The sequence below is a fragment of the Leisingera sp. ANG49 genome, assembly GCF_059694505.1.
This window is the reverse complement of the sequence record NZ_JCATZN010000003.1, coordinates 563,422-576,647: the sequence shown is the minus strand read 5'-3', so window position 1 is coordinate 576,647 and position 13,226 is coordinate 563,422. Positions and strand designations below refer to the sequence as shown.

At 64.8% G+C, this 13,226-nt stretch carries 12 protein-coding genes; 5 read left to right on the top strand and 7 right to left on the bottom strand.

Annotated features, from left to right (window positions below; genetic code table 11):
- Positions 1-13: 13 nt before the first annotated feature.
- Positions 14-784, bottom strand: a complete 771-nt coding sequence (locus AC58NV_RS13135) for a FadR/GntR family transcriptional regulator (protein ID WP_497227531.1) — start codon at positions 782-784, stop codon at positions 14-16.
- 157 nt (positions 785-941) lie between these two features.
- On the opposite strand from AC58NV_RS13135, the gene AC58NV_RS13130 reads away from it, so the two are divergent.
- From AC58NV_RS13130 to AC58NV_RS13115, 4 genes are all read left to right on the top strand, one after another.
- On the top strand, positions 942-2,150 hold the full coding sequence (locus AC58NV_RS13130; protein ID WP_497227530.1) for an aminotransferase-like domain-containing protein: 1,209 nt from the start codon (positions 942-944) through the stop codon (positions 2,148-2,150).
- 165 nt (positions 2,151-2,315) lie between these two features.
- Complete coding sequence (locus AC58NV_RS13125; protein ID WP_497227529.1) at positions 2,316-5,771, top strand: chromosome segregation SMC family protein; 3,456 nt, start codon at positions 2,316-2,318, stop codon at positions 5,769-5,771.
- Between the two features lie 65 nt (positions 5,772-5,836).
- Positions 5,837-6,304 carry a YbjN domain-containing protein gene (locus AC58NV_RS13120; protein ID WP_497227528.1) on the top strand — a complete coding sequence of 156 codons (468 nt, stop codon included), beginning with the start codon at positions 5,837-5,839 and terminating at the stop codon, positions 6,302-6,304.
- Positions 6,305-6,374: 70 nt separating this feature from the next.
- Positions 6,375-6,719, top strand: coding sequence for a hypothetical protein (locus AC58NV_RS13115; protein WP_497227527.1), 345 nt, complete (start codon positions 6,375-6,377; stop codon positions 6,717-6,719).
- Here the strand turns inward: AC58NV_RS13115 and AC58NV_RS13110 are convergent.
- The 4 genes from AC58NV_RS13110 to AC58NV_RS13095 all read right to left on the bottom strand — a co-directional run bounded on the left by AC58NV_RS13110 (position 6,716) and on the right by AC58NV_RS13095 (position 10,905).
- Positions 6,716-7,885 (bottom strand): lytic murein transglycosylase, encoded by a 1,170-nt coding sequence (locus AC58NV_RS13110; protein WP_497227526.1) that lies wholly within the window; start codon positions 7,883-7,885, stop codon positions 6,716-6,718. The genes AC58NV_RS13115 and AC58NV_RS13110 overlap by 4 nt on opposite strands.
- A 46-nt stretch (positions 7,886-7,931) precedes the next feature.
- Positions 7,932-8,843, bottom strand: coding sequence for an adenosylcobinamide-phosphate synthase CbiB (gene cbiB, locus AC58NV_RS13105; protein ID WP_497227525.1), 912 nt, complete (start codon positions 8,841-8,843; stop codon positions 7,932-7,934).
- Positions 8,840-9,802 (bottom strand): threonine-phosphate decarboxylase, encoded by a 963-nt coding sequence (locus AC58NV_RS13100; RefSeq protein WP_497227524.1) that lies wholly within the window; start codon positions 9,800-9,802, stop codon positions 8,840-8,842. The genes cbiB and AC58NV_RS13100 overlap by 4 nt, the downstream gene beginning before the upstream one ends.
- A gap of 128 nt (positions 9,803-9,930) precedes the next feature.
- On the bottom strand, positions 9,931-10,905 hold the full coding sequence (locus tag AC58NV_RS13095) for a glutathione S-transferase family protein (RefSeq protein WP_497227523.1): 975 nt from the start codon (positions 10,903-10,905) through the stop codon (positions 9,931-9,933).
- 214 nt (positions 10,906-11,119) lie between these two features.
- Here AC58NV_RS13095 and AC58NV_RS13090 point away from each other — a divergent pair, with 214 nt between their 5' ends.
- A complete protein-coding gene (locus AC58NV_RS13090) occupies positions 11,120-11,488 on the top strand; it encodes a hypothetical protein (RefSeq protein ID WP_497227522.1) in 369 nt (122 codons plus the stop codon).
- A 9-nt stretch (positions 11,489-11,497) separates the two neighbouring features.
- On the opposite strand, the gene AC58NV_RS13085 is transcribed toward AC58NV_RS13090, so the two are convergent.
- Entirely contained in the window at positions 11,498-12,028 is a 531-nt protein-coding gene (locus AC58NV_RS13085) for a L,D-transpeptidase family protein (protein ID WP_497227521.1), read from the bottom strand.
- Positions 12,029-12,030: 2 nt separating this feature from the next.
- A complete protein-coding gene (locus AC58NV_RS13080; RefSeq protein ID WP_497227520.1) occupies positions 12,031-13,203 on the bottom strand; it encodes a MalY/PatB family protein in 1,173 nt (390 codons plus the stop codon).
- Positions 13,204-13,226 lie beyond the last annotated feature (23 nt).

Here is a 13,226-nt window from a genome sequence, read left to right as displayed (position 1 = left end):
CCACCGTTTAGCGTCAACCCTTCCCCGTCTCATGCTCCAGCCGCTGCTTTGCAACTTCGGCGTTGCGCTCGGCGCGCTGGTGGTCGGTGAGGGCCTGTTTCACATAGTCCAGATGCGCCTCGACCGCGGTGCGGGCTCCTTGCGGGTCGCGGGCCTGCAGGGCGGCGTTGATGGCGCGGTGCTGCTCCAGCAGCGCCTCATAGGTGGTGTGCTGCTGGAACATGATGCGGCGGTTGTAGAAGACGCCCTCTCGCAGCAGATCGAACATCGAGCGCATCATGTGCAGCATGATCACGTTGTGGCTGGCGTCCATGATGGCTGAGTGGAACTGGGCGTCGAGCTTGGCCGCTTCCTCGGATACGGCGGGATTGCCGGCGGCTTCCATCTTGTCAAAGATCGCCTGGATCACCTGCAGGTCGTAGTTCGACCCGAACCGGGCGGCGCGCTCGGCAGCCAGCCCTTCCATGTCGCGGCGGAAGTTGAGGTAGTCGAACACCGCCTCATCATGGGTGGCGAACAGCTGGATCAGGGCGGGGGAGAAGGCGGAGCCCAGAACATCCGCCACAAACACGCCGGAACCGGCCTTGGAGGCCAGCAGCCCGCGGGCCTGCAGCTCGCCAATGGCGTCGCGCAAGGAGGGGCGGGAAACGCCGAGCCGCTCCGCCAGTTCCCGCTCGGCGGGCAGCCGTTCGCCGGGCGACAGGATGCCGCGCAGGATCAGCTGTTCGATCTGTTTGACGACGGAGGCGGAGAGTTTCTCGGGCTGGACTTTCTGGAAGGGCATCTGGTCGCTCTGGCGGATTGGTCAATTTATATGACCACGCAGGGCGGGCAGCCGCAAGAGCGGACCGCATCACGAAGGCTGTAACAATAGGTCAGCATTGTTGACTTTAATTTGGAGCCTCCTACCGTGGTCCTAGATGTTCAGCGAGGAGAGAGCCATGCAACTGGACCAGATCTTTGCCACCCGCAACAGCCGGATGAAGGCGTCGGAAATCCGCGAGCTGCTGAAGCTGCTGGACCAGCCGGATATCATCTCCTTTGCCGGCGGAATTCCGGATCCGGCTCTGTTCCCGGCCGACGAGTTTGCCGATGCTTTCAAGGCGGCGCTGAGACCGGACCGGCAGGCGCAGGCGCTGCAGTATTCGGTGAGCGAGGGCTATCTGCCGCTGCGCCAGTGGATCGTGGCGGAGATGGCGAAGATCGGCATTGCCTGTGAGCCTGAGAACGTGCTCATCACCTCCGGCTCGCAGCAGGCGCTGGATTACCTGGGCAAGCTGTTCCTGTCACCGGGCGACACCGCGCTGGTGGGCTGGCCGACCTACCTGGGTGCGCTGGCGGCCTTCAACGCCTATGAGCCGCGCTATGACCGGCTGTCGCTGAACGGGAACCGCACCGCGGAGAGCTATGCCGAAGGCGCGGCAGAGGCGGGCAGTGCGGTGAAATTCGCCTATCTGTCGCCGGACTTTGCCAACCCCACCGGTGAGACGCTGGATCGTGCCGGGCGGCTGCGGCTGTTGGACATCGCGGACACGCTGGACTGTGCGGTCATAGAGGACGCCGCCTATCAATCGCTGCGCTATGACGGGGCGCCGGTGCCGCCTGTGCTGGCACTGGAGATTGAACAGAAGGGCACGATCGAGGACTGCCGGACGATCTATTGCGGCACCTTCAGCAAGACGCTGGCGCCTGGGGTGCGGATCGGCTGGGCGGTGGCGGCCAAGCCGGTGATCTCGCAGATGGTGCTGCTGAAACAGGCAGCAGACCTGCACACCTCGTCGATTAACCAAATGGCGGTGCATGGTGTTGCCGGGGCCTGTTTCGACGATCACGTGGAGCAGCTGCGCGCGGTCTATCAGCGCCGCCGGGACGTGATGCTGTCGGCCCTGGAGGAACACATGCCGGAGGGCGTGGACTGGACCCGTCCGGAGGGCGGCATGTTCATCTGGGTGACCCTGCCGGAAGATTTGGACGGGGCGCAGCTGCTGGCCCGGTCGCTGGAGACAGAGCGGGTGGCCTTTGTCCCCGGTAAGGCGTTTTTTGCCGATGGCAGCGGGGCCAACACGATCCGGCTGAGCTTCTCAAACTCAAATCATGCAGCCATTGAGGAAGGCATTGCCCGGCTGGGACGGCTGCTCGGTTCCACCTGAGGGCGGAAAACGCCGGGTTGAGCAAAAGACCGCTTGAACCTTCGGGTTATCCACAAGATATGGTGTGATTTGCCGGAAATTCGCCCCGATTTGGGGGTGCGGAGCGTTGACTCACGCGATAGGAACCGCTGAACTTTCTCGATACGGAATCACGAAGGGGCAGCTTTGCGGTTTTCCAAGCTCAGGCTGAACGGCTTCAAAAGCTTTGTTGATCCTACCGAACTGGTCATTGCCGATGGGCTGACAGGGGTTGTGGGTCCAAACGGTTGCGGCAAATCCAATCTTCTGGAGGCATTGCGCTGGGTGATGGGGGAAACCCGCGCCAAGGCGATGCGCGGCGGCGGCATGGAGGATGTAATCTTTGCCGGCACCTCGTCGCGGCCAGCGCGCAACTTTGCCGAGGTCAGCCTCAACATCGACAACTCGGAGCGACTGGCGCCTTCGGGCTTCAATGATGCCGACGGGCTGGAGATTGTGCGCCGCATCACCCGCGATGTGGGCAGCGCCTATAAGTCCAACGGCAAGGACGTGCGGGCGCGCGATGTGCAGATGCTGTTTGCCGATGCCTCCACGGGTGCGCATTCGCCGGCGCTGGTGCGGCAGGGGCAGATCGCGGAGCTGATCAACGCCAAGCCCAAGGCGCGCCGCCGCATTCTGGAAGAGGCGGCGGGGATCTCCGGCCTCTACCAGCGCCGTCACGAGGCGGAGCTGAAGCTGAAGAACACCGAGGCCAACCTGCTGCGCGTCGATGACGTGATCGAGCAGCTGGCGGCCCAGCTGGCGCAACTGGCCAAGCAGGCCCGGCAGGCGCAGCGCTACCGCGAGATTGGTGAGAAGCTGCGGCTGGCCGAAGGCATGCTGCTCTACCGGCGCTGGCGCGAGGCGGATGAGGCGCGGCTGGCCTCAGAGGATGAGCTGCGGGTGCGGGTTGAGCAGGCTGCCAAGGCTGAGGCGCTGGTTCGTGCCGCCGCTGCGCAGCGCGGCACGTTTGAGGAAAAACTGCCGCCCCTGCGCGAGGAAGAGGCCATTGCGGCGGCCATCCTGCAGCGGCTGGTGGTGCAGCGGGATTCACTGGGCGATCAGGAGGCGCAGGCGCGCCAGACCATCGAACGGCTCAGCAGCCGGATTGTGCAGCTGGGCAATGATATCGAGCGTGAGGCGGGCCTGAACAAGGACGCGGGCGAGACCATCGAGCGGTTGGAGTGGGAGCAGCGCGAGCTGTCCAAGGCCGGTGATGGCCACGACGGCAAGCTGGCTGAGGCCGCGGAACTGGCGCGCGATGCGGGCTCGATCCTGCAGGCGCGTGAGGATCACCTGGCGCAGGTGACCGAGGACGTGGCCCGCCTGGCGGCCCGTCACCAGTCGGCGCGGCGTGCGGTCGAGGACTGCCAGCGCGCGTTGGGCCGCTCCGAGGGCGAGGCGGAGAAAGCCCGCGCCGCCCAGGGCGAGGCGCAGGAGGCGCTGGAACTGGCGGCTGAGAAATTCGAAACAGCGGTGACGGCTGAGGAAGAGGCGCGTGAAGCCTCTGAGATGGCAGAGGAAGCGCTGGAAGCTGCGGACGAGGCGCGCACAGATACCCAAGCCCGTGAAGCCGAGGCGCGCTCGCAGCGCTCTGAAGCTGAGGGCGAACTGGGTGCGCTGCGCGCCGAGGTGACGGCGCTGGCCAAGCTGGTGGAGCGCGACACCGCCGAGGGCGGTCAGGTGCTGGATGAGCTGACTGTCTCGCCCGGCTATGAGAAGGCGCTAGGCGCGGCGCTGGCGGATGACCTGCGCGCGCCGCTGGCGGATGCCGACGGGCCGACCGGCTGGCTGTCTCTGCCGGGCTATGACCGTGACGCGGCACTGCCGGAGGGCGTTGAGCCGCTGGCGCTGTTTGTCTCCGGCCCCGAGGCCCTGTCGCGCCGGGTGGCGCAGATCGGGCTGGTGGATGGCGACGCGGCAGCGGGCCTGCAGGCGCAATTGCAGCCGGGCCAGCGGCTGGTGACGCTGGAAGGCGATCTGTGGCGCTGGGACGGCTACCGCGCCTGGGCCGAAGATGCGCCGAGTGCCGCAGCCCTGCGTCTGGAACAGCTGAACAAGCTGGAAGCGCTGAAGCAGGAAATGGAGCGTGTCAGCGCCACTGCCGACGGCGCCCGCGCTGCGCATGAGATGCTGCTGCGCAAGCTGGAAGAGGTGACGCAGGCCGACCAGAACGCCCGTCAGGCGCGCCGGGTGGCGGATCAGCGGGTGGCCGATGCCGCCCGTGCCCTCAGCCGGGCAGAGGCCGACCGCAACCTGGCCGAGGGCAAGCTGGAAACCCTCGGCATTGCGGTGTCGCGCCACGAGGAAGACGCGCTGAACGTCAGCCTGCAGCTGAAGGAGGCGGAAAAGGCGCTGGGGGAACTGGGCGATCTGGACCAGGCGCGCACCGCGGTCGAGGACATCAAACAGTCGGTGGAAGCGGCGCGGATCACTATGCTGACCCACCGCTCGAGCCATGACGAGCTGCGCCGCGAGGGCGAGGCCCGCACCAAGCGCGCGCAGGAGGTGACCAAGGAGCTGTCCGGCTGGCGCCACCGCCTGGAGAGCGCCGAGGCGCGGATCGAGGAGTTGGCGGAGCGCCGTGAAGCCTCGCAGGAGGAACTGGAGGAAGCCAATGCGGTTCCGGCGGAAATTGCGGAGAAGCGTGAAGAGCTGAACGAGGCGATCTCCGAGGCCGAAGCGCGTAAGTCCGCAGCCACCGAAGCACTGATCGCCGCTGAGGCCGAACTGCGCGAGGCGGTCCACAAGGAGCGCGAATGCGAGCGGCTCGCCTCCGAGGCGCGCGAAGCGCGGGCCCGGTCCGAGGCACGCAGCGACGCGGCCAAGGAGGCGGTGACCCAGGCCGCGGGCCGGATCATCGAGGCGCAGCAGATCACTCCGCAGGCGCTGCTGGAAAAACTGGGCGTGTCGCCGGACGAAATGCCTGCCTCGGATGATCTGGAGCACGACGTAGACCGCTACAAGCGGCAGCGCGATGCCCTGGGCGCGGTCAACCTGCGCGCCGAGGAAGACGCCCGCGGTGTGCAGAATGAGCATGACACGCTGGTGGCTGAAAAGCTGGACCTGGAAGGCGCGGTGAAGACCCTGCGCGATGGGATTTCCAGTCTCAACCGCGAGGGCCGCGAGCGGCTGCTGACCGCGTTCGAGCAGGTGAACAACAGTTTTGCCATGCTGTTCACCCATCTGTTCGGCGGCGGCGAGGCCAATCTGGTGATGGTCGAGAGCGACGACCCGCTGGATGCGGGCCTTGAGATCATGTGCCAGCCGCCGGGCAAGAAACTTTCAACCCTGTCGCTGCTCTCCGGCGGCGAGCAGACGCTGACCGCGATGGCGCTGATCTTTGCGGTATTCCTGTCGAACCCGGCGCCGATCTGTGTGCTGGACGAGGTCGACGCGCCGCTGGATGACGCCAACGTCACCCGCTTCTGCGACCTGCTCGATGAGATGTGCCGCCAGACCGACACCCGTTTCCTGATCATCACCCACCACGCGGTGACAATGGCGCGGATGGACCGGCTTTTTGGTGTCACTATGCAGGAAAAGGGCGTCAGCCAGCTGGTTTCGGTTGACCTTAAGAAAGCAGAGGCGATGGTGGCTTGAGTTCCGGCGCGGCGGGGATCTGTGCCGGAGGCTGTTTGCAAAGACAAAGTTTTGTGGAGTGACAGATGAATATGCTCAAGATCTTTGCCGCCGCTGCGGCGCTGATGGTGCCTGCCGCCGCGATGGCGGAAAACGTGGTTGCCAAGACCGGCGACAGTGTCGCCAATTTTTTTAAGGATGAGGGCGCCAATGTTGAGGTGACCACCGACAGCGTCGGCGACCCGAACCTGAAGGTCGAATACTACGGCAATGATTTCTCGGTTTACTATTACGGCTGCGACAACAACACCAACTGTGAAGCGATCCAGTTCTTCTCCGGCTATCAGACCGACGGCAGCGTGCGCTTGTCCAAGATCAACGAATGGAACACCAACAACCGTTTCGCCCGCGCCTATGTCTCTGCGGAAGGTTCTGCCCGGATCGAGATGGATGTGCTGCTGGGCGACAAGGGCATGAGCCCGGATGATTTTGCCGATGCGGTGGGGATCTGGAACCGCGCGGTGCAGGACTTCGAGGAATTCATCGACTGGTAACCTGGCCTGTCACCGGAACGTGACTCCGGGCCGCAAGATCAAGCGCTAGGGTGGGGGCATGAGATGGATCATGCCCCTTTTCCTTTGCCTGATCGCAGGCGGTGCCGCGGCGGACAGCTGGCAGCTGCGTCCCGGCGACACGCCCTTTGCGCAAGCGGAACTTGAGGCGCTGCCGGGCCGTGCCTTCCGCTTTTTTGACGGCGGCGAGTCGCAATACGGCGGCGATGGCGCCTATGCCTATACTTACTCCGCCGAAAACGGCGGCGGCACCGCCTGGGGCACCTACCGGATTGCCGATGACGGCAGCATCTGTGTGGATTTCACAAATGGGTTTGGCCGCTGCGACCTGTATGTCCGCAACGGCAGCCGGATCATTCTGATCACCGAAAAGGGCGAGAGGTTCCCGGTGCGTTAAAGCTTCTTGAGCAGTGCCGGCGTCGGCCAGGCGTCTGCGGGCAGGCCGAGGCGTTTCTGCTCTTTCTGAACTGCTACCCGGGTTCGGGCGCCGAGAATGCCGTCGATGTCGCCGACATTGTGGCCGCGGGCCTGCAGTTTCTGCTGCAGCTGCTGCATCTGGGCGCCGTTCAGCCCGCTGTCGGGTTTGCCGGCCTCGTAGACGTCAGCGCCTTGCAGCCGGTTGGCGAAATAGGCGGCGGTCAGAACATAGGTGAAGCTCTGGTTCCACTCGAAATAGACGTCGAAGTTCGGATAGGCGAGGAAGGCCGGCCCCTTGTGGCCCTGCGGCAGCAGCAGCGACGCTCGCAAGGAGGGTTCCGGCAGATTGCCATCGCGCGCGGCAACGCCCAGCTTGCGCCACTGGGACACGGATTTCTTGTGCGCCGTGCCGCTATTGGACAGGTCCAGGCCTTCGGGGATGGTGACCTCTTGCAGCCATGGCTGGCCCGGCTGCCATCCCATGTGCGACAGCATCCTCGCGCCGGACATCAGCGCGTCAGGGGCGGAGGTCTTCAGGCTGACCTTGCCGTCGCCATCGGCATCAACGCCATGCTGCAGGATGTCACCCGGCAGCATCTGCACCATGCCGATCTCACCGGCCCAGGCGCCGGTGGTGCGTTTGGGGTCGAAATTGCCCTGCTTGAACAGCTCCAGCGCGGCAAACACCTGCGGCCGGAACAGCTCCGGGCGGCGGCAGTCATGGGCTAGGGTGACCAGCGCGTCGCGGGTATTGAAATCGCCCTGAAAGCCGCCGTAGTCGGTTTCAAATGCCCAGAAGGCCAGTAGCACGCCGCGGTCGATGCCATAGGTGCTCTCGATCCGCTGGAAGGTTGCGTCGTGTTTCTGCGCCATCTGGCGGCCGGCCTTCAGCCGGTTCTGCGAGATCAGGCGGCGGGAAAAGTCGATGAAGGGTTTTTGAAAAACGCCCTGGCCGCGGTCGGCCTTGAGCACGCGGGCGTCCTGGCGGGTGCCGGCAAAGAAGGCATTGACCGTCGCGGTGTCATAACCGGCCTGAACGGCCTCTTCCTTCATCAGTTTCACGAAGTTCTGAAAACCGCCGCCGCATTGGGCCGCCGCTGCAGCAGGCAGCAGCGCTGCTGCGAGGACAAAGGGCAATAGGCGCATGGTTCTGGCGCTCCTTGGTCTTACCGCTCCCACAGGAACTTATGTGCTAGAAAACCGCGGCAATGGCAACCGTCAGGGCCAGAGCAAGCGCCCAGGTTTTCCAAAGGAGCGCAACGGAACGGGTTATGGTTTCAGCGCTGGCGCTTTTGGTGCCCTCGGCGTGGACCCAGGCGAAATCGCGCATCTCACCGTCGTAGGAACGGGGGCCGGCCAGCGATGTGTCCAGCGCCCGTGCCATTGCGGCCTCGGGCCAGCCGGCATTGGGGGAGCGATGCTTGCGCGCATCTTCCGCGATGGCGCGCCAGTGGCGCAGCTGGCCGCCGGCGGCGGCGATCAGCAATCCGGTCAGGCGGGCTGGGATCAGGTTCAGCAGGTCGTCCAGCCGGGCAGAGGCCCAGCCGAAGTCCTCGTACCGTTTGTTGCGGTATCCGATCATGCTGTCTGCGGTGTTGACCATCTTGTAGATGATCAGCCCCGGCAGCCCGGCGATCAGGAACCAGAAGGCAGGTGCAATGACCCCGTCTGACAGGTTCTCGGCGCCGCTTTCGATGGCGGAACGCGCGGCCTGTGGTGGGGTCATCGCGCCGGTATCGCGGCTGACGATCATCGCCACGGCCTCGCGGCCTTCCTCCAGGCTGCTGCGCAGGCCCTTGGCAACCGCGGCGACATGTTCGGTCAGGGACCGCTGGGCGATCAGGATTGCCGCCACCAGGATTTCCACCAGAGTGCCGGGCAGGGCCAGCAGTTTGCCAGCGAAGAAGCCGGCCAGAACCAGAGCCGCTGCTGCCAGCACGCCATTGATGCGGCGGCTGGGGCCAGTGTTGAGCTTGCGGTCCAGAAAGCCGACCAGCTTGCCCATCAGCACTGCCGGGTGGGCCAGGCGCGACCACAGCCATTTCGGCTCCCCCAGGACAGCGTCCAGCAGCAGGGCAACGGCGAGCATTCCGGCAGTGGTCATAGCGCGGTCTCCAGCCGGTCCCAGCCGTCCGCGGGCGGCAGTCCAAGACGCAGGTAGGTTTTCGAGTAGGGAAAGATGCGGCTCCAGATGTGGGCGCGGGCCAGTTTCCGCTGCCAGGCTTCGGCATCATCCACATAGTAGAGCCGGAACAGATCGGTGCCGCCTGCCAGGCTGGCGCCCTTGGCAAGCACCAGTTCATCCAGCCGGGCCGCATCCTGATGCAGCCGGGTGCGGGTTGCCTCTGCCCAGGCGTGATCCTGCAAGGCAAGCGCGCCTGTGCGCAGGGCCGGGCCGGACACCGCCCAGGGGCCCTGCCAGGTGGCCAGCTGCGCAATCAGCTTGGGGTCGCCGATGGCAAATCCCAGCCGCAGCCCGGCGAGGCCCCAGAACTTGCCAAAGCTCTTCAGTACCACCACGCCGGGACGGGCCGCCATGCGGATCAGGCTTTGACCGGGGCAGACATCGCAGAAGCTCTCGTCGATGATTGTCAGCGGCGCGGTAAGTTCATCCTCGCGCCATATGCGGCCATCCGGGTTGTTGGGGTGCACAGCAACCTTGGCTTCTGCCGGTCCATGCACCCTGACGATCCAGCCGCGGGCCTCGAAGGCGGCGGCGTGTTCATTGTAGGTGGGTTTGGTGATCTGCACCCAGCGCGGTTCGGCCAGGGCGGGCAATGCGGCAATCAGGGCCGAGGCGCCGGGCGCCGCCAGAACCGCAGCCTGATCCGGGATTTTCCAGAAGCTGCGGGCGGCTTGTTCCAGATCCGCCAGCGCGTCCGCATCCGGCAGCGCGCCCCAGTCGCCGGCGGAGAACTCCGGCAGAGTGTAGGGGTGCGGGTTGATGCCGGTGGACAGGTCCATCCAGCCGTCGCGGCCGCCGCCGAATTCGGCGATGGCGGCGCTCAGGTTGCCGCCATGATCGCGGGGCTGGGCTGCGGGGTCGTGAGAGAGGTCATGCATCGCGGTCGCCACCGGTGAGAGTTCGTTCCGGCCCGGGCCGGATGCCATCTGAGGCACTGCGCGTATTAACCTATGCCGCGCGGGGCGTGAACTCCCTATTTACGGCGGGGCAACGCCGCGGTGCGGCGTCAGCCGCGCCCGTGCGGCTCCTGCCAGTTGATCTCCGGGTTGATCGGGATGATCCGGTGCGGATTGATGGTGTCGTGGCTGTAGTGGTAGTGGCGCACGATATGCTGCATCCCCACGGTGCCGGCCACCTCTGGCCACTGGTACAGCTCGCGGGTGTAGGTCCAGAGGTTCGGGTAGTCCATCAGCCGATTGCGGTTGCATTTGAAATGGGTGTGATAGACCGGATCGAAGCGCAGCAGGGTGGTGAACAGGCGCCAGTCGGCCTCGGTAATGCGCTCGCCCAGCAGGTAGCGGTGCTGCGACAGCAGGTCCTCCAGCCATTCCAGGCTTTCGAACAGCGGCTCTACCGCAGCGTCGTACGCCTCCTGCGAGGTAGCAAACCCGCATTTGTAGACGCCGTTGTTGATGGTGCTGTAGATGCGGGCGTTCACCGCCTCGATCGGCTCGCGCAGCTCTTCGGGCCAGTAATCATCGCTGTTGCCGGTGATCCCGTCAAAGGCTGAGTTGAACATGCGGATGATTTCGGCGCTTTCGTTGGAGACGATGGTGTTCTGCGCCTTGTCCCACAGCACCGGTACCGTCACCCGGCCGGTATATTCCGCATCCGCGCGGGTATAGACCTGATGCATATGCGAGCTGCCGAACAGGCTGTCGCCGGTGGCGCCGTGCTCGTCTGTTTCGAACGTCCAGCCCTCCCCCAGCATGTCCGGGTGCACGACGGAGACGGAGATGTGATCCTCCAGCCCTTTCAGCTGGCGGAAGATGAGCGTGCGGTGGGCCCAGGGGCAGGCCAGCGACACATAGAGGTGGTAGCGCCCGCTTTCCGCCTTGAAACCGCCCTTGCCCGACGGGCCTGCGCTGCCGTCCGCGGTGATCCAGTTGCGGAACTGCGATTCGCTCCGCTTGAAGGCGCCGCCGGTGGATTCGGTGTCATACCACTGGTCGTGCCATTTTCCGTCGATCAAAAGGCCCATCGCGTCTGCTCCTGCTGCTGTGCAGGGCAAACATATGCAGACAAGGCGCGTGCGCCTATGCAAGCCAGCGCGCAGGCTGTCTGCACCCCTGCACAGGAGCAACAAAATTGCGCGACCGTTAAATTTTCGAAAATGTTCACTTGATTTTATATATTTGTGACGCACCGTTGAAAGAAGGACCCGTGTAGACCCAAGCATTTGGAAGGCCGCTGCTATGAACACCTACGTACCCAAAGCCGTGCAGGAAGCGCTGGACACCGCCCGCCTGCAGGGGATGCGGCGCAAGAGCCGTTTGCGGGTGATGGCTGATAATGAGCTGTATCCGGTGCTGCGGCTGTGGAAGACCGGTTTCTCGGTCGAGGCGGAAACCGCGCCGATGCTGCGCGGGCTTGTCGATATCTACGACGGTGCCCGCCATGTGTCGCAATGCCTGATCGTGGCCGGCGAGGAAGAGGGCGGCGAGATGCGCTATGAGTTCAAGCGCTCCACCCCGGCAGCGAACCAGGCGCCCCTGGATTTCTACAAGTCGCCGGACGGGCCGGCGGGGCTGATCCCCTTCGACCAGTCGCAGGGCAAGATCTGATCCGGCGCCCTAAGGCCGGATCTCCACTTCTGTCCCGATCTCTGAAAGGCGCCATAGCGTTTGGATCTGTTCATTGCTGACAGCAATGCAGCCGGCGGTCCAGTCGCCGGGCAGGGTGATCAAATTGCCCACCGAATTGGGCTGCCCGTGAATGAAGATATCGCCGCCGGGGCTGACCCCTGCGGCCTTGGCGCGGGCGCGGTCATCGGGCTGCGGATAGTTGATTCCCAGCGACAGGTGATAGGCGCTGTTGGGGTTGCGCCGGTCGATCCGGAAGATGCCCTCCGGCGTCTTGCCGTCGCCTTCCTGCTGTTTGTCGCCTGCAGGCGCAAAGCCCAATGCGATAGGGAACTCCAGCACCGTTTCTCCATCCCGGCTGGCGGTGAGGCGGCGGGCGGATTTCTCGATCAGGATGCGGTCGATCCGGTCCACCGCCGCGGATAGCGGCGGAGGTGCGGGGGGCGGGGCAAAGGCCTGCCAGGCCATCCAGGCGGCGCCGGTCAGGAGGACCAGCGCCAAGAGGCGCAGCAGGCGCTTCATGGTTACTGCAGGTCCGAGAAGGCTGCGGTCAGGCGGCGGCAGGCGTCCTCCACCCGCGACCGCTGGGTGGCTAGGTTGAAGCGCTCCATGAATTCGCCGCCGGTGCCGAAGCCGTCACCGGGCGACGTGGCGATCCTGGCGTCTTCGCGCAGCCGCTTGATGAATTCTTCCCGGCTCATGCCGGTGCCGGAGAAATCGACCCAGGCCAGATACGTCGACTGCAAAGGCAGCGACTTCAGCCCCGGCAGCGCGTTCACGGTCTCGTCAAACAGTTTCCGGTTGCCCTCCAGATGGGTGAGTTGGGCATCGACCCATTCGGCGCCTTCGGGCGAATAGGCGGCAGTGATCATCGCCACGCCAAGCGCGCTGGGGTCATAGTCCAGCGTGTTCTGGCGGTGCCGCATCGCCGCCCGCAGGTCCGGGTCCGGGATGATCATGTTGCCGGTGCGCTGACCCGCAATGTTGAAGGTCTTGGAGGGCGCTGTCAGGGTGACGGTCCAGGGGCGCGCATCCGGCGCGGCGACGTCCATCGGCACAAAGGTGCTGCCCGGGTAGACCAGGTCATGGTGGATTTCATCCGCGACCAGGATCAGCCCGTTGCGCTTAGCAAACTCCGCCACCGCGCGCAGCTCTTCCGAGGTCCAGACCCGGCCCGAGGGGTTCTGCGGCGAGCACCACAGCAGCAGCTTCTCCGTCCCGTTCAGGCGCGCCTGCGCATCGTCCAGGTCCAGATTGTAGGTGTCGCCGTCGCGCGCCAGCGGGCATTCGGTCACCTTGCGCCCGGATTTGTTCACCTTGTGGGCGAACTCATGGTAGACGGGCGAGAAGATGACGACGCCGTCGCCCGGTTCGCTCCAGACATCCAGGCAGAGCGCAATGGCATTGCCCAGGCCTTGGGAGGTCAGCACCCATTCGGTTTCGATGTCCCAGCTGTGGCGGTTATTCATCCACCATTGCACCGCCTTCAGATACTCCGGGTGCTGCCAGGAATAGCCGAACACGCCATGCTCTGCAGCCTGTTTGACCGCCTCGATCACGCAGGGCGCTGTCTCATAGTCTGAGTCCGCTGTCCACATCGCCAGACCATCCTCGGGGGAGACGCCGAACAGCTGCTCCATCTTGTCCCATTTCGAGCTGTGGGTGCCGCGGCGGTCGGTGGGTTTGTCAAAATTCATTTGGTGAACTCCCGTGTCGTTGG